This window comes from Rhodanobacter sp. FW106-HT46G03 (genome assembly GCF_058789895.1).
Map to the genome: position 1 here is coordinate 2781566 of NZ_JBYTCC010000001.1, position 14974 is coordinate 2796539.

19 protein-coding genes are annotated in these 14974 nt (G+C 68.0%); 13 read left to right on the plus strand and 6 right to left on the minus strand.

Translation table 11 applies throughout. The features are described from left to right. Positions 1-3: 3 nt before the first annotated feature. From ccoO to AC3WP6_RS12445, 7 genes are read left to right on the plus strand one after another with little or no spacing between them, the layout of a single operon-like run. Entirely contained in the window at positions 4-657 is a 654-nt protein-coding gene (gene ccoO / locus AC3WP6_RS12415; protein WP_492628005.1) for a cytochrome-c oxidase, cbb3-type subunit II, read from the plus strand. Beyond that, positions 654-839 (plus strand): cbb3-type cytochrome oxidase subunit 3, encoded by a 186-nt coding sequence (locus AC3WP6_RS12420; protein ID WP_492628006.1) that lies wholly within the window; start codon positions 654-656, stop codon positions 837-839. Before ccoO ends, AC3WP6_RS12420 begins: the two co-directional genes overlap by 4 nt. Further along, a complete protein-coding gene (gene ccoP / locus AC3WP6_RS12425; RefSeq protein WP_492628007.1) occupies positions 836-1750 on the plus strand; it encodes a cytochrome-c oxidase, cbb3-type subunit III in 915 nt (304 codons plus the stop codon). Before AC3WP6_RS12420 ends, ccoP begins: the two co-directional genes overlap by 4 nt. After that, positions 1725-1937, plus strand: coding sequence for a hypothetical protein (locus tag AC3WP6_RS12430; protein ID WP_492628008.1), 213 nt, complete (start codon positions 1725-1727; stop codon positions 1935-1937). Before ccoP ends, AC3WP6_RS12430 begins: the two co-directional genes overlap by 26 nt. Next, positions 1934-4165: a heavy metal translocating P-type ATPase gene (locus tag AC3WP6_RS12435; RefSeq protein ID WP_492628009.1), complete on the plus strand. Its 2232-nt coding sequence runs from the start codon at positions 1934-1936 to the stop codon at positions 4163-4165. Before AC3WP6_RS12430 ends, AC3WP6_RS12435 begins: the two co-directional genes overlap by 4 nt. Then, a complete protein-coding gene (ccoS, locus tag AC3WP6_RS12440; protein ID WP_492628010.1) occupies positions 4162-4356 on the plus strand; it encodes a cbb3-type cytochrome oxidase assembly protein CcoS in 195 nt (64 codons plus the stop codon). Before AC3WP6_RS12435 ends, ccoS begins: the two co-directional genes overlap by 4 nt. After that, positions 4353-4766: a group III truncated hemoglobin gene (locus tag AC3WP6_RS12445; RefSeq protein WP_492628011.1), complete on the plus strand. Its 414-nt coding sequence runs from the start codon at positions 4353-4355 to the stop codon at positions 4764-4766. Before ccoS ends, AC3WP6_RS12445 begins: the two co-directional genes overlap by 4 nt. Positions 4767-4836: 70 nt before the next feature. Here AC3WP6_RS12445 and tpx read toward each other — a convergent pair whose 3' ends face one another. The 5 genes from tpx to AC3WP6_RS12470 all read right to left on the minus strand — a co-directional run bounded on the left by tpx (position 4837) and on the right by AC3WP6_RS12470 (position 9026). Further along, positions 4837-5337, minus strand: a complete 501-nt coding sequence (gene tpx, locus AC3WP6_RS12450; RefSeq protein WP_492628012.1) for a thiol peroxidase — start codon at positions 5335-5337, stop codon at positions 4837-4839. A 21-nt stretch (positions 5338-5358) separates the two neighbouring features. Beyond that, positions 5359-5814, minus strand: a complete 456-nt coding sequence (locus AC3WP6_RS12455) for a CopD family copper resistance protein (RefSeq protein ID WP_492628013.1) — start codon at positions 5812-5814, stop codon at positions 5359-5361. 54 nt (positions 5815-5868) lie between these two features. Then, entirely contained in the window at positions 5869-7131 is a 1263-nt protein-coding gene (locus tag AC3WP6_RS12460) for an NnrS family protein (RefSeq protein ID WP_492628014.1), read from the minus strand. Between the two features lie 75 nt (positions 7132-7206). After that, positions 7207-7968 carry a cyclic nucleotide-binding domain-containing protein gene (locus tag AC3WP6_RS12465; RefSeq protein WP_492628703.1) on the minus strand — a complete coding sequence of 254 codons (762 nt, stop codon included), beginning with the start codon at positions 7966-7968 and terminating at the stop codon, positions 7207-7209. Positions 7969-8249: 281 nt separating this feature from the next. Next, complete coding sequence (locus AC3WP6_RS12470) at positions 8250-9026, minus strand: ferredoxin--NADP reductase (RefSeq protein ID WP_492628015.1); 777 nt, start codon at positions 9024-9026, stop codon at positions 8250-8252. A 164-nt stretch (positions 9027-9190) separates the two neighbouring features. Between AC3WP6_RS12470 and dusA the strand changes: the two genes are divergently transcribed. The 4 genes from dusA (at position 9191) to AC3WP6_RS12490 (ending at position 12653) form a co-directional block, all read left to right on the plus strand. Further along, entirely contained in the window at positions 9191-10174 is a 984-nt protein-coding gene (dusA, locus tag AC3WP6_RS12475; protein ID WP_492628016.1) for a tRNA dihydrouridine(20/20a) synthase DusA, read from the plus strand. A gap of 104 nt (positions 10175-10278) precedes the next feature. Then, complete coding sequence (locus AC3WP6_RS12480; protein ID WP_492628017.1) at positions 10279-10584, plus strand: PepSY domain-containing protein; 306 nt, start codon at positions 10279-10281, stop codon at positions 10582-10584. Position 10585: 1 nt separating this feature from the next. Further along, the gene (locus AC3WP6_RS12485) at positions 10586-11278 is read left to right on the plus strand and encodes a response regulator transcription factor (protein ID WP_492628018.1); all 693 of its coding nucleotides are present in this window, start codon (positions 10586-10588) and stop codon (positions 11276-11278) included. Continuing rightward, positions 11244-12653, plus strand: a complete 1410-nt coding sequence (locus tag AC3WP6_RS12490; RefSeq protein ID WP_492628704.1) for an ATP-binding protein — start codon at positions 11244-11246, stop codon at positions 12651-12653. Before AC3WP6_RS12485 ends, AC3WP6_RS12490 begins: the two co-directional genes overlap by 35 nt. 24 nt (positions 12654-12677) lie before the next feature. Here the strand turns inward: AC3WP6_RS12490 and AC3WP6_RS12495 are convergent, their stop codons facing one another. Further along, positions 12678-13028, minus strand: coding sequence for a hypothetical protein (locus AC3WP6_RS12495; protein ID WP_492628019.1), 351 nt, complete (start codon positions 13026-13028; stop codon positions 12678-12680). Between the two features lie 198 nt (positions 13029-13226). On the opposite strand from AC3WP6_RS12495, the gene AC3WP6_RS12500 reads away from it, so the two are divergent. After that, complete coding sequence (locus AC3WP6_RS12500) at positions 13227-14216, plus strand: biotin--[acetyl-CoA-carboxylase] ligase (RefSeq protein WP_492628020.1); 990 nt, start codon at positions 13227-13229, stop codon at positions 14214-14216. Further along, positions 14213-14950 carry a type III pantothenate kinase gene (locus tag AC3WP6_RS12505; protein WP_492628021.1) on the plus strand — a complete coding sequence of 246 codons (738 nt, stop codon included), beginning with the start codon at positions 14213-14215 and terminating at the stop codon, positions 14948-14950. The genes AC3WP6_RS12500 and AC3WP6_RS12505 overlap by 4 nt, the downstream gene beginning before the upstream one ends. Positions 14951-14974: the final 24 nt, after the last annotated feature.

The following is a 14974-nucleotide window of genomic DNA, read 5'->3' on the forward strand; positions in this document are numbered from 1 at the left end:
ACGATGGCATACAAGCATTTCGAAGCGATCGAAAAGCACGCGCCGCTGCTCGGCGTGTGCATCGCGATCATGGTGTCGCTCGGCGGCCTGGCCGAAATCCTGCCGCTGTTCATCCAGGCCCACCAGGTCAAGCCCCCGGCCAACGTCAAGCCGTACGACCCGCTGCGCCTCGCCGGGCGCGACGTGTACGTGCAGAACGGCTGCTACCTGTGCCACTCGCAGATGATCCGCTCGCTGCGCTTCGAGACCCAGCGCTACGGCCACTTCTCGGTCGCCGAGGAGTCGGTCTACGACCGCCCGTTCCAGTGGGGCTCCAAGCGCACCGGCCCGGATCTCGCGCGCGTCGGCGGCAAGTACTCCGACAAGTGGCAGCTGATGCACCTGATAAACCCGCGCAGCGTGGTGCCGCAATCCAACATGCCGAATTACCCGTGGCTGGCGAAGAACGCCATCGACGGCGCCGACATCCAGGCGCGCATGCGCGTGCTGCGCAAGCTCGGCGACCCGTACACCGACGCCGACATCGCCGCCGCGCCGGAAGCGGTCAAGGGCAAGACCGAGATGGACGCGCTGATCGCGTACCTGCAGGGCCTGGGCATCGCCAACGAGCCGCGTCAATTGGCCGACAAGCCTTCGGTGGACGGGAGCGTGCAATGAATCCGATCTGGGGTGAAATCTCGGGCGTCGTCACCGTGTTCCTGATGGTGCTGTTCATCGGCATCTGGTTCTGGGCGTGGCGCAAGCACCACAAGCCGACCTTCGACCGCATGGCGCACCTGCCGATGGAAGACGAAGATCTGCCGACCCAAGACGCGGCACACGAGGAGAAGACCCGATGAGCACCGGCCTTTCGATCTGGGTGATGTGCCTGGTGGTGTTCAACATGGGCATCACCTTTTTCCTGTACCTGTGGGGCCCGCACGCCAAAATTCCGCAGTCGCCGGATGGCACCACCGGCCATATCTGGGCGGGCGGCGCGATTCGCGAAGGCCTGCACCGGCTGCCGCGCTGGTGGCTCATTTCCTCCGGCACGTTCTACGTTTTGGCGTTTGGCTACCTCGTGCTGTACCCCGGCTTCGGCAACCACAAGGGCACGCTGGGCTGGACCGCCCACGGGCAACTGGCAGCGGAAGAAAGCGCCAACGACGCCAAGCTGTTCCCGCTGCTCGACCGCTTCCGCTTGTACACGCCGGAGCAACTGTCGAAAGACCCGGCGGCGCTGCAACTGGGCAAAGTCTGGTTCGAGGACAACTGCGCCGCCTGCCACCAGTACAGCGGCAAGGGCAACATGGCCCTGGGCGCGCCCAACCTCACCGACCGCGACTGGCTCTACGGCGGCACCGGCAAGGACATCACCACCTCGATCCACGACGGTCGCAACGGCGTGATGCCGGCTTGGGCCAGCCTGGGCGAGGACACGGTGAAGAACCTTGCGCAATACGTGCTGGGCCTCTCCGGCCAGCCGCACGACGCGCAGATGGCGGCCGCGGCCGAACCGATCTTCAAGAGCACCTGCGCCGCCTGCCACGGCCCGGATGGCAAGGGCGGCCAGGCGGTGGGCGCCCCCAACCTCACCGACCAGATCTGGTTGCACGGCGGCACGTTGGTCGACATCACCAAGACCATCCACGACGGCCGCCAGGGCCACATGCCGAACTGGGACAAGCGCCTGACCGACGACCAGATCCACGTGCTGGCGGCCTACGTCTACCACCTGTCGCACCATGCCGACGCCGCCGCCACGGACTGACCGCAGTCAGTGGTACCACCAGCCCATCGCGTGGTTCGGGCTGGTGGTATTCCTGTTGTCGGTGGCCGGTTGCGTGTGGATCATCGTAGTCAGCGTCAAATACGACGACGCGCCGGTCGCGCACCACGCCAACACGGTGCTCGGCGTTCCCGTCTCGGCGTCGAGCAGCCGCCGACCGCAACCATGAACCCGCTCGCCGCGGCGTGGACCCATCCGCAGCTGCTGGCGCAAGTCCTGCGGCCACGCCGCGACGGGCGCAGCGAGGTGGCGTTGCGCTGCGATGCCATCACCCAGCCGCGTGCTGCGCTCGCGCTGGAACAAGCCCTGCGCGCCCTGCCCGGCGTGCAGCACGTGGCGATCCAGCCCGCCGCGCACCGCGTGCGCGTGGTGTGGGACGCCGACCGGCTTGGTCTCGATGATCTGCTCGCGCAATGCGCCGCCGCACACTGCCCCGCCGAACCGCTGATCCACGATGCCGCCGACACCCGGCGCGCGACCGAGCTGCACAGTGCGCTGAAGCGCCTGCTGGTGGCCGGCATGTGCATGATGCAGGTGATGAGCTACGCGCTGGTGATCTATCTCGGCGTGGTCGATGCCGTCGATGTCACCACCCGCAACCTGTTCCGCTGGCTGGGCTTCCTCACCACCATTCCGCTGGTGGCATATTCCGCCTGGCCGTTCTACACCGGCGCGCTGGCCGAACTGCGGCAGCGCCGGCTCGGCATCCATCTGCCGGTGGCGCTCGCGGTGCTGCTGGTGTTTGCCGCCAGCGCGGTGAACACCGTGCGTGGCGCCGGCGAGATCTATTTCGACTCGATCGGCATGTTCGTGTTTCTGCTGCTGGTGGGGCGCTATGTCGAACTGCGCGCACGCGCGCTGGGCAACGCGCAGGGCGATGCGGCGATCGACGCCGCGCCGCTGCTGGCGCAGCGCTACGCCGCCGACGGCCGGATCGAAACCGTGCCGGCGCTGGCCTTGGTACCCGGTGATCGCGTGCACCTGGCTGAAGGCGCCACGGTGCCTGCCGACGGCACGCTCGACACTGCCGCTGCACGCTTCGACGAGACGCTGCTGACCGGCGAATCGCGTCCGGTCCAGCGCCACCACGGCGAACCCCTCATCGCCGGCAGCGTGCTGCTCGACGGGCCGGGCGTGCTGCGCGTCGAACAGGTCGGCGCCGCCACCGCATCCGCCCGCATCGGCGCGCTGGCGGTGCGTGCGCGCCGGGCCCGCCTGACGGTGCCGGCGGGTGATCGCGCCATCGGCCGTTTCATCGCCCGCGTCCTGGTGCTGACCGCGCTGACCGCCGCCGCGTGGCTGCTGGTCAACCCCGCCCGCGCCTTCGATTCCGCGGTGGCGGTGCTGGTCGTCGCCTGCCCGTGTGCATTCGCGCTGACCGCGCCGGCCGCGTACACCCGTGCGCTGGCGGTACTCGCGCGCCGCGGCGTGCTGGTGACCAACGCCGCGGCCCTGGGCCGGCTGGCGGACGTCGACGCCGCGCTGTTCGACAAGACCGGCACGCTCGGTGTGCCGCAGCTTGACCTCTCCGCCATCGAGCCGCTCGGCGCGCGCACTCGCGACGAAGTGCTGGCGCTGGCGGGGGCACTGGCACGGGAGAGTTCGCACCCCCTGGCGCAGGCGGTAACCCGGATCGCCGGCAGTAACCCGAACGGCGCGCATGCGACCGCAGTCGAGGCGGTTGCCGGCGCCGGCCTGCGCGGCCTGGTCGCCGGCCGCAAACTACGGTTCGGGCGCGCCGACTTCGCGCTCGCCGGCCAGCCAGTACCCGCCGCGTTGCGCGAACAGACGATACTTGCCGATGACACCGGCGCACTTGCCGTATTCCATCTCGCCGAACGCCCGCGCGCCGATGCCGGTGCCACGCTCGCGACCCTGCGCAGCGAAGGCGTCAGCTTGAGCATGGCCAGCGGCGACACCCCCGCCCGCGTCGCACAACTTGCGGCCGCCCTGCACATCGACGACTGGCACGCCCGGCAAACGCCGGAAACCAAGCTGGCCCACCTGCAATCGCTGCGCGCCGCCGGCCGCACCGTGCTGGTGGTGGGTGATGGCAGCAACGATGCGCCGATCCTCGCCGGCGCCGACGTTTCCGCCGCGCTTGCCAGCGGCACCTCGCTGGCGCACGCGCAGGCCGACCTGCTGCTGCTCGACGATCATCTGGACGGCCTGGTGCACGCGCGGCGCACCGCGCAGGATCTGCAGCTGATCGTGGCGCAGGGCCGGCGCTGGTCGCTGGTCTACAATCTGTGTGCGGTGCCGTTTGCGGCCTTCGGGCTGGTCACGCCGTGGCTGGCTGCGATCGGCATGTCGCTCAGCTCGCTGGCCGTGGTGCTCAATGCCTTGCGCACCGGCCGCGAGCCGCTGCCCGCGGCGCCGCAGGAGTTGCCGGCATGAACGTGATCCTGGTATTGATCCCGGTCACCATCGTCGTGATCGGGGTCGCCATTGCCCTGTTTTTCTGGGCGGTGAACCATCAACAATTCGACGACCTCGACAGCCCCGCCGTGCTGCCGCTGCTGGACGATGTACCCGTAACGCCCGCCACCCCCGACCCCACCGCCGAGGAGGCCAAAGAAGCCCGATGAATACGCTGGACGAAACCCACATCGCGACCCTGGTCGACCACTTCTACGAGAAGGTGCGCGTCGACCCATTGCTGGGCCCGGTGTTCAACGCCGCGGTGCACGACTGGGTCGCCCACAAGGCGCTGCTCACCCGTTTCTGGTGCTCGGTGGTGCTGCGCGCGCAAAGTTATCGCGGCAACCCGCTGGGCGTGCACCGCGCGCAGCCGGCGATCCGCACCGAGCACTTCGTGCGCTGGCTGGAACTGTGGCACGCGACCACGCGCGAGGTGATGGAACCCGATGCCGCCGACGAAATGGACGCCTTCGCGCAGCGCATCGGCCGCGGCATGAGCATGGGCATGGGCCTCGCCCCGCCACGCAGCGCGCAGCAGCCATTCGGCCTGTCGGTGGTCAGCACGACCCAGGCCTGATCGCCGCCCCACGCAAACAAAAAGCCCGCGGTTCGCACCGCGGGCTTTTTTCATGCCATGACTACGCAGTTCAGGCCAGCGCCTTGAGCGCGGCGTCGTAGTTCGGCTCGTGGGTGATCTCATCCACCAGCTCGGCGTGGATCACCTTGTCGTGCGCATCGAGCACCACCACCGCACGCGCCGCCACACCGGCCAGCGGGCCGTCGGCAAGCGCCACACCGTAGTCGCGCAGGAACTCGCGGCCGCGCATCAACGACAGCGTCTTGACGTTGTTGAGGCCTTCGGCACCACAGAAGCGGCCCTGCGCAAACGGCAGGTCGGCCGAAATGCACAGCACCACGGTGTTCGCCAGCTTGTCGGCCACCTCGTTGAAGTGACGCACCGAGGCCGCGCACACCGGCGTGTCGATGCTCGGAAAAATGTTGAGCACCTTGCGCTTGCCGGCAAAGCTCGCCAGCGTCGCCTCCGCCAGGTCGCCGCCGACCAGATGGAAGGCCGGTGCCTGACTGCCAACGGCCGGGAAGCTGCCATCGACGCGCACCGGGTTGCCTTGGAATTTCACTGTGGACATCGCAAGTCTCCTCAAAACGGATTACAGAATGAACATGGCCTTGGCCAGAAACACGATGCCAGCCATCAGCGTCAGCACGATGCGGTGCGTGTAGCGAAACCGGCACACCGTCATGCGGCCGCGGAAGCCGGACCAGATCGCGTTGGCGAACACACCGAGCACCGCGAACGCCAACGTTACCTTGGCCAACAGCAGCCAGCCGAAATGCCGGCCGTCGCCGATGCACTGGATGCCGTTGCAGTACTGGTCGAACAACACGAAGCCGCTCAAGAACAACAGTATGACCACGATCGGCATGTAATGCCGCACGCGCGCCATCACCGCGGTCTCGAGCTGGTGCATCGTGGCCGCATCGAAACGCTGGTGCAGACCTTCGAGCACGAACACCTCGAACGCCGCCGCCCCCACGAAAAGAATGGCGCAGGTCAGGTGGATCAACACCACCCACTGCAAATACGTCGCAAACCAAGCGTGCACGTTGCACTCCTCACCGCTGGCGGCCAGGTGCCGTCGACCGCCCTTTTGCGCCGATCAGCCCGGCCGGCCATCCGCACGCGGCGTCAGGTAGATCCACGCCGACCGCAGCACCCACGGCAAGAACGCCACCAGCCAGCCGGCGCCCGCCACCACCAGCCACAGATAGTGGTCGCCGCCCAGCTCGGCACCGATGCGGATCAGTGCCACCACCTGCAGCAGGCCGAAGCACAGCCACGGAATCGGGTGCATCTGCAGCGGTCGCCCGGAGTGGCCATGGGTCACGCGGGTCACCATGGCCACCAGCATCGAGCCGAAGAAACCGATCGCGATCGCATGCAGCGGCGCCAGGCCGAGGATGTGCGCGCCGCTCGTGGCGTAAACGAGGTCCTGCGCCGAGAACAGCACGAAGCCGATCGGCAGCCACGCAAAGGCAATGTGCAGCACTGCCAGGAGACCCGGGTGCATGCAGCGCCACGGTTTCCACATCAGCCAATGCGCGCCGAACACCAGCGCCAGCGGCACGTCGCACAACCACAGCCAGCCGGCCAGCCCAGCCGACACCAGCACCACATGCGCAATCAACAGCGCCCACGCCACCGGCAGGCTCCAGTTCGGCCGCCACATTGCGTAGCCCGGCACCAGGTTGCGGCTGAAAAACGGCAGCATGCGATGGGTGACGGTGAAATAGATCGGCAGCAAAAAGGTAAACGTGCCCATGCGCACCGCCACCCAGGCGGCATCCGGCGACACGCTGTCCGGAAACAGCAGCCAGGCGAAGAACAGCGCCAGCCCCAGCGTGCCGACGCAAAACGCCGCCAGCGTCGACCAGCCGTGCTTGTTGCGATCCGCCGAGGCGCGCAGCACGCCGGCCAAAGTGCTGACGCCGATCAGGTAACCGGCCAGCATCATCGCCACGCCGATCTTGAGCACCGTTGGCATGTCGAGCAGGCCGATGGTGCCGACGATGTAGCCGCCCAGCACGCCCCCCGCCACCGGCAGATAACGCCGGGCCGGCACGGTCGGCCCGTTCATCCAGCGCGGGAATGTGGTCATCAGGAAGCCGAACATGAACAGCGGAAACAGGCCGTACTGGATCAGCATGGCGTGCCCCCACACCGGCGGGATCGTGGGCTGCGGCCAGGTAAACCAGCCAAAGCGCAGCGATGCCAGCTCCAGCGTCCACCAGGTCATGCTGAGCAGCACCGCAATGGTGCCGGCGAGAAACAGCGGTCGATGCGGCGCAGCCGCAAGCAGCGCGGCCGGGCCGTCGGCGAAGGTCGCCGAAGAAGTGGATGCGTCCATGGTTACCTTGGGCATTGAATACGAATCAGTTTCGCAGCTCGCCCCGGTGGCGGCCCTGACGTGGATCAGCGCCGTTTTCGCGGTGAACCGTCAATCCGGCAGCAGGCTCGCGCCCAGCTCGCACAACGCGTTTTCGTCCAGCAGTACCAGCTCGCGGCCTTCGAGCGCGATCAAGCTCTGGCTGCGGAAGCGGCCCAGCACGCGGCTGACGGTCTCCGCGGCCAGCCGCAGGTAATTGGCGATGTCGCCGCGCGACATGCTGAGGTGGAAGCGCGTGGCGGAATACCCGCGCGAGGCGTAGCGGTTGGACAAGTCGATCAAAAACGCCGCCATGCGCTCGTCCGCACTGTGGTCGCCCGCCAGCAGCGACACCGCTCCCAGCTCCTTGCTGATGAGACGGAAAAGGTGCTGCTGCACGTTCGGCTGGCGCGCCGCCAGCGCGCTCATCGCCGGGAACGAGAAGCGGCAGAATTGAGTGTCTTCGAGCGCCACCGCGTCGCACGGGAAATGCTCGGGATAGATCGCGTTGAGCCCCACCACTTCGCCCGGCAGGTAGAAACCCAGCACCTGCTCGTTGCCGTCGCGGTCAAACAGCCGGGTTTTCACCGAGCCGGTGCGCACCGCATAGATCGCGCGGAACGAATCGCCGGTGCGAAACACGTGCTCGCCGGCGCGGAACGGCCCCACGTGCTCGACCAGGCAATGCAGCGCCGCCAGGTCGGTCTTGCCATAACCCACGGCCGCGCAGGATTCCGCAAACGCGCAGGTGGAGCAAAAGTGCGCCGCGTCGCCGTCGTCGGTGATCGGCTGCGGCGTGGGGCGCACTCGGCGGGTTGTCTGGATGGATGGCATGGCGGCAGGCACCGTGGGGTCGGTGTGGTCGAATCCTTGCATGATACGCAAGCTGTCCAGTGCCCGCGAGCTCGTGCGGCATCACAGCCCCCGGCCGACCACGGCTCCGGGCACCTCAAAATGTGGGTAACAGAACCCAAGACGACTGCAACGACGCATTGTATCGGCCACCGCGCGCTGGTTTTCGGCCCACGAACCACATAGGGGTCAAACCCCCGCCGCGCAAGCGGTGCCAAGGCAGCACGGCCAGTCGGATTCCAGCCAGCCACGCGCTTTGCTGCTCATTTTTCGACAAAGGCGCGCTCGATCACGTAATCGCCTGGCTCGCGCGTGCGCGGCGAGGCGCGGAAACCGCGGCCGTCGAGCAGCGCGGAAAGGTCCTCCAGCATGCCGGGGCTGCCGCACAGCATCACCCGGTCGATGGCCGGATCGAGCGGCGGCAGCCCGGTGGCCGCGGCCAGCGAGCCGTCGACGATGGCATCGGTGATGCGCCCATGGTGGCGAAACGGCTCGCGCGTCACCGTGGGGTAGTAGATGAGCTGTTCGCGCACCCGCGCGCCGAGGTACTCGTGTTGCGGCAGCTCGGTTTCGAGATAGTGCGCATAGGCCAGGTCGGCCACGCGGCGCACGCCGTGCGCCAGCACCACCTGGTCGAAGCGCTGGTAGGTTTCCGGGTCGCGGATGATGCTCATGAACGGCGCCAGCCCGGTGCCGGTGCCGAACAGGTACAGGCGCTTGCCGGGTTTCAGGTCGGTGAGCACCAGTGTACCGGTCGGCTTGCGCGACATCACCACCGGGTCGCCCACGCGCAGGTGCTGCAGGCGCGAAGTCAGCGGCCCGTTCGGCACCTTGATCGAGAAGAACTCCAGATGCTCCTGCCAGCTCGCGCTGGCAATCGAATACGCCCGCAGCAGCGGCCGCCCCTCCGCCTCCAGCCCGATCATCACGAACTGCCCGCTGTCGAAACGGAACCCCGCATCACGCGTGGTGCGGAACGAGAACAGTGCATCGTTCCAGTGCTGCACGTCGATCACGTGCTCGGTGGCCATCGCTACCATGTATGTGTCGCCGCCTCGAACCGCGCATGCCGCGCGCCGCCGATCGGCGCCACCCATGCTGCAATTGCAGCATTTTACGCGATGTGCCGGTTTGCCGCCTGTGGCTGAACGCCCGCGGCGCCGGCGCTGTATCCGCTGGCGCAATGCGGGACAATGGCGGCCTGATGAATACGCCGGTCACGCCAACTTCGCCGTGGCGGCTGTCGGTCGCGCCGATGATGGACTGGACCGACCGCCACTGCCGCTATTTCCACCGCCTGCTCGCACCGCACGCACGGCTGTACACCGAGATGGTGACCAGCGCGGCGCTGGTGCGCGGCGGGCAGTGGCGCCTGCTGGCGCACGACGCGGCGGAGCACCCGCTGGCACTGCAACTGGGCGGCAGCGAGCCGGCCGAGCTGGCGACCGCGGCGCGGATGGGCGAAACGGCCGGCTACGACGAGATCAACCTCAACGTCGGCTGCCCTTCCGACCGCGTGCAGTCGGGCCGGTTCGGCGCCTGCCTGATGCGCGAGCCGGCGCTGGTGGCCGCCTGCGTCAAGGCCATGCAGGATGCGGTCGGCGTGCCGGTCACGGTGAAATGCCGGATCGGGGTGGACGACCAGGATGCCTACGCCGACCTGCAGCGCTTCACCCAGACCATGGTCGACGCCGGCGTGCAGGTGTTGATCGTGCATGCACGCAAGGCGTGGCTGAAGGGCCTTTCGCCCAAGGAAAACCGCGAAGTGCCGCCGCTCGACTACCCGCGCGTGCATCGCTTGAAGCGTGATTTCCCGACGCTGACGGTGGCGATCAACGGCGGCATTACCACGTTGGCGCAGGTGCGCGAGGAGCTGGCGGCGCTCGACGGCGTGATGCTCGGCCGCGCCGCCTACCACGACCCATACCTGCTGGCCCGGCTGGAGCACGCGCTGTACGGCACGCCGCTACCCACCCGCGAAGTGGTGTTGGAGCGCATGCGCCCATATATCGAGACGGAACTGGCGCGCGGCACGGCACTCAAACACATGACCCGCCACCTGCTCGGTCTGTACCAGGGCGAACCCGGCGCACGCGGTTTTCGTCGGCGCCTGAGCGAGGAGGCGCACCGGCCGGAGGCCGGCTGGACGCTGATCGAACGCGCGCTGCCGATGGCGGCAGCGGCGTGACAGCGGTGACCGGTGCGGTCACTATTCAGGTTCACTATCGAAACTGAACGATGCAAGGCAACTGACGGTTCGGATGTTTCATGAAGGCATGTCGTACATGGGTCGTGTCACTGGCGTTGGTGCTCGGCGCCGGGCCGGCGCTTGCGCAGTCGCAGGCCAAGCCTGGCGAGCTGAGCCTCGGCGACGCAGTGACGCATGTGCAGCAGGAAACCGACGGCCAAGTGCTGTCGGCCGAATCGCGCCGCTGGGATCGGCGCACCGAATACCGTATCAAGGTACTCACCCCCGAAGGCCACGTGCGGGTAATGACCGTACCGGCCTCCGGCAACAGCGCACGCCCCGCCCTTCCGGCAATCCGCAACATCCCGCACCCGCCCGCCCGCGACTTCGGCGGCAAGGAGAGACACTGACATGCGCATCCTTTTGGTGGAAGACGAGGCGCCGCTGCGCGAAACGCTTGCTGCACGCCTGAAACGCGACGGCTTTGCCGTCGATGCCGCGCAAGACGGCGAAGAAGCGCTCTACCTCGGCCGCGAGGTGCCGTTCGACCTGGCCATCATCGACCTCGGGTTGCCGAAGATGAGCGGCATGGAGCTGATCAAGGCGCTGCGCGAAAACGGCCAGCGCTACCCGGTGCTGATCCTCACTGCGCGCGGCGGCTGGCAGGACAAGGTCGAAGGCTTGAAGCAGGGCGCCGACGATTACCTGGTCAAGCCGTTCCACGTCGAGGAGCTCCTGGCGCGGATCAATGCGCTGGTGCGGCGCGCCAGCGGCTGGTCCAAGCCCATCCTGGCCTGCGGGCCGATCAAGCTCGACACCACCGCGCAGACGGTCAACGTCGAAGGCAAACCGGTGGATCTCACCAGCTACGAGTACAAGGTGCTCGAATACCTGATGCTGCACGCCGGCGAGCTGGTCTCCAAGGCCGACCTCACCGAGCACATCTACCAGCAGGATTTCGACCGCGATTCCAACGTGCTGGAAGTGTTCATTGGCCGCTTGCGCCGCAAGCTGGACCCGGACGGCGCACTCAAGCCCATCGAGACCGTGCGTGGACGTGGATACCGCTTTGCCATCCCTCGCACCGACAACGACGACGAGTGAGCCGGCGCGGCGCCGCCCGCTGTCGCTGGCGGCCCGCTCGGCGATCACCTCGGGCCTGGTGTTGGCGGCGTTCCTCGGCCTGGTCGGGGTAGTGATGGCGGTTGCCAAGAAGCAGAGTGCGCTGAACACGCTGCATGATCGCCTGCGCGACGCCGCCATCACCGACATCATCACCCACACCGACGCCAACCGCGACGGCCGCCTGCTGCCGCCCGACTCGCCGCCGCAGAAGTTTTCGCAACCCGGCTCCGGGCTGTACGCGGTAGTGCTCGGGCCGGAAGGTTTCCGCTGGGAATCCACCAGCGCGATCGGCCACGATTTCCATTTCCTCACGCCGCTCAAGCCGGGTACGCGCCAGTTTGCCGGCCCGGTGGATACCCGCATGGGGCGGCTGTACTACTTCGCGATGGGCGTGGCGTTCGACTACCCCGGCCACAAGTCGACCCCGGCCACGGTGATGGTGGCGCAGAACGAACAGCAGTTCGAAGGCGAAAACGCGGTCTACCGGCGCACGCTGGCGTTGTGGCTGTCCGCGCTGGGCATGCTGCTGATCGTGCTGCAGATCGTGCTGCTGCGCTGGAGCCTGCGCCCGCTGCGCAAGGTAGCCAGCGACCTCTCGCGCGTCGAGCACGGCGACAGCGACCATCTGGACAGCCAGTACCCGCTTGAACTGACCGGCCTCACCGGGCGCATCAACGGCTTCATCGATAGCGAGCGCGAGCAGCGCGCGCGCTATCGCCACACCCTGGCCGACCTCGCGCACAGCCTGAAGACGCCGCTGGCCGTGATCCGCTCGCAGCTCGAATCAGCTGAGCAGGGCCCGGCGCGCACAGGCGTGCTGGAGCAGGTGCAACGCATGAACGATCTGGTCGCCTACCAGCTCGCCCGCGCTGCTACGTCCGGGCGGCAGACCTTTGCCACCGCGGTGCCGATCGCCAGCCACGCCGAGGACCTGGTGCGCATGCTGGAAAAGGTCTACGCCACGAAAAACGTCCTGTGCGAGTTCGACATCCAGGAGGGCGCGAGCTTTTACGGCGAGCTCAACGACCTGCTCGAACTGATGGGCAACCTGCTCGAAAACGCGTTCAAGTGGACGCGCCACCATGTGTTTCTCGTGGTCACCGTGCCGCCGGCCGCCGGCCGCACCCACGCCGGCCTCAAGCTCAGCGTCGAGGATGACGGCCCCGGCATCGCCGCCGACCAGATCGAGAAGGTGCTGCAGCGCGGTGTGCGCGGGGACGAGCGCGTGCAAGGCCACGGCATCGGGCTGTCCATCGTGCAGGACATCGTCAAGGCTTACCGCGGGGAGCTGGTGGTGGATCGCTCGCCAGATTTCGGCGGTGCCCGCTTCAGCGTCAACCTGCCGGCCGAATAACCGCCGGCGTCGCGCCCACCACCGCTACTGGATCGAACCGGGCAGCAGCGATTGCCAGCCCAACGGAGCCGGACGTGCGCTGGTTGGCGCGGAACTGCGGCCACCGTGTTCGCTGCCACCGGCCGTGCTGCCGCCACGGCTGCCCGTGGCATTGCTGTTGTCACCGTCGCTTTCGCTGCCGCGCCGCGAGGATGCGGCGTCATGGCTCAAACCGAGCAGATCGCCACCGGTGGCGCCGCCCGCCTCGTGCAAGCTGCTTTCGGCGGCGTTGCGGCTGCCCGACGCCATGTCGTGGGTATCCATCTCCGCTGCCATCGCGCTGCCGATACCGGCCAGGGCCAGCACGCCTGCCACCATCCATTGTTTGCCACTCATGGCATGCAACCCCTTGATCCACAAGCGAGGTTTTGGATGTTCGCAGAAAGCCGCGGGCGATGCCAGTGCCGCCGTGACACGCCCGCGGCAGGCCCACCAGACGCCGGGACGAAACATCACCGACGCCGTTACAATGCTGCGAATGCGCCCAATGAATTCCAATGTGGCAGCCGTGCCCGCGATGCACGTTTTCGCCTGATGCAGGCCGCCGACCTCCTGGCCGAGCTGGCTGCCGGTGAACCGCGCTCCGGGGTGGAGCTGGCTGCCAAGGCCGGCGTGACACGCGCCGCGGTGTGGAAACAGATCGAAGCCCTGCGCGCCCGCGGGGTGCCGATCGAGGCGGGCGGCGCGGCGGGCTACCGTCTGCCATGGCCGGTGCAACTGCTGGATGCCGGGCACATTCGTGCCGCCCTGCCGACCACCGTTGCCCGCCAACTCGGTGGGCTCGAAGTGCACTGGGAACTGGATTCGACTTCGAGCGAGCTGCAACGCCGCGGTGACGACGCCAGCGACCTCACCATCGTCATCGCCGAGACCCAGGGCGCCGGGCGTGGCCGGCGCGGCCGGCAGTGGTTGTCGCCGCCGGGATTGAACCTGTACCTGTCGTGCCTCAAGCGTTTCGACGGCGGCTTTGCCGCGCTGTCCGGACTGTCGCTAGCGATTGGCGTCATCGTGGTGCAGACACTGACGGGCCTGGGCGCGGCGGAAGTCGGTCTCAAATGGCCCAACGACTTGCTGGCCACCGCACCCGGCCAGCCACCGGGCAAGCTCGCCGGCATCCTGGTCGAACTGAGCGGCGAATACCTCGGCCCGTGCGCCGCGGTCATCGGCATCGGACTCAATCTGCGGTTGACCACCGCGCTGCGCGAGCAAGCCGGCCAGCCAGCCTGCGATCTTGCCAGCCTGACCGGCGGCACGCCCCCCGACCGCAACCGCCTCGCCGCCGCGTTGATCGCGGCACTGGTCAACGGCCTCGCGCAGTTCGAGCGCAAGGGGTTTGCGGCGTTTGCCAAGGACTACGCGCGGCATGACTTGCTGCACGGCTTGCCGCTGCGCCTGACCGGCGCTGGCGGCACGCACACCGGCATCGGCGCCGGCGTGGATGAGCGCGGCGCGTTGCTGCTGCAGCGTCCGGACGGCTCGCTGCAACATGTCGACAGCGCCGACGTGACGGTGCGCCGCGCATGAACCTCCTGCTCGACCTGGGCAACACCCGCCTCAAGTGGGCGCTGGCCGAAGACCGGCAGTGGCAGGCGCACGGTGCCATTGGCTGGCAGGACGACATGCCTGCCGCCCTCGCGCGCGCCTGGCAGGCGCTGCCCGCGCCGGCTGCCGTATTCGGCGCCTCGGTGGTGGATACGCTACGCGAAACCCTGGTGGCGACCGCCGTCACCGCCGCCTTCAATCGGCCGACGTCGTGGCTGCGCACGCCGGCGGCTGCCTGCGGCGTGCGCAACGCCTATCCCGAACCGCACCGCCTCGGGGTTGACCGGTTTCTGGCGATGGTTGCGGCCTACGTCGACGGGTTGGCTCCCTGCGTCTTGGCCGGCGTCGGCACCGCGCTGACGCTGGATGCGCTGGCCGCCGACGGCAGCCACCTCGGCGGGTGGATCGCCCCCGCACCGCGGCTGATGCAGCAATCGCTGCTGGGCGCCACTGCGCAGGTACATCCGCAGCATCCGGGGCGCATCGTCGACGCCGCCGACAACACCGCCGATGCCGTTGCTTCGGGCTGCTGGCTGGCGGCGGTGGCCTTGATCGAGCGCTTCACGCTGCACATGGCGCCCGCGCTGGGCGGCGCCCCCATCCTGCGCCTGGGCGGCGGCGACGCCAGTACCTTGCTGCCGCTCTTGGCGCGCCCGGCGCAGCTGGCCCACGACAGCGTGTTGCACGGACTTGCCGCGTGGGTCGCGGCACAATAGGTCGTTTTCGCCACCAACGAGGGG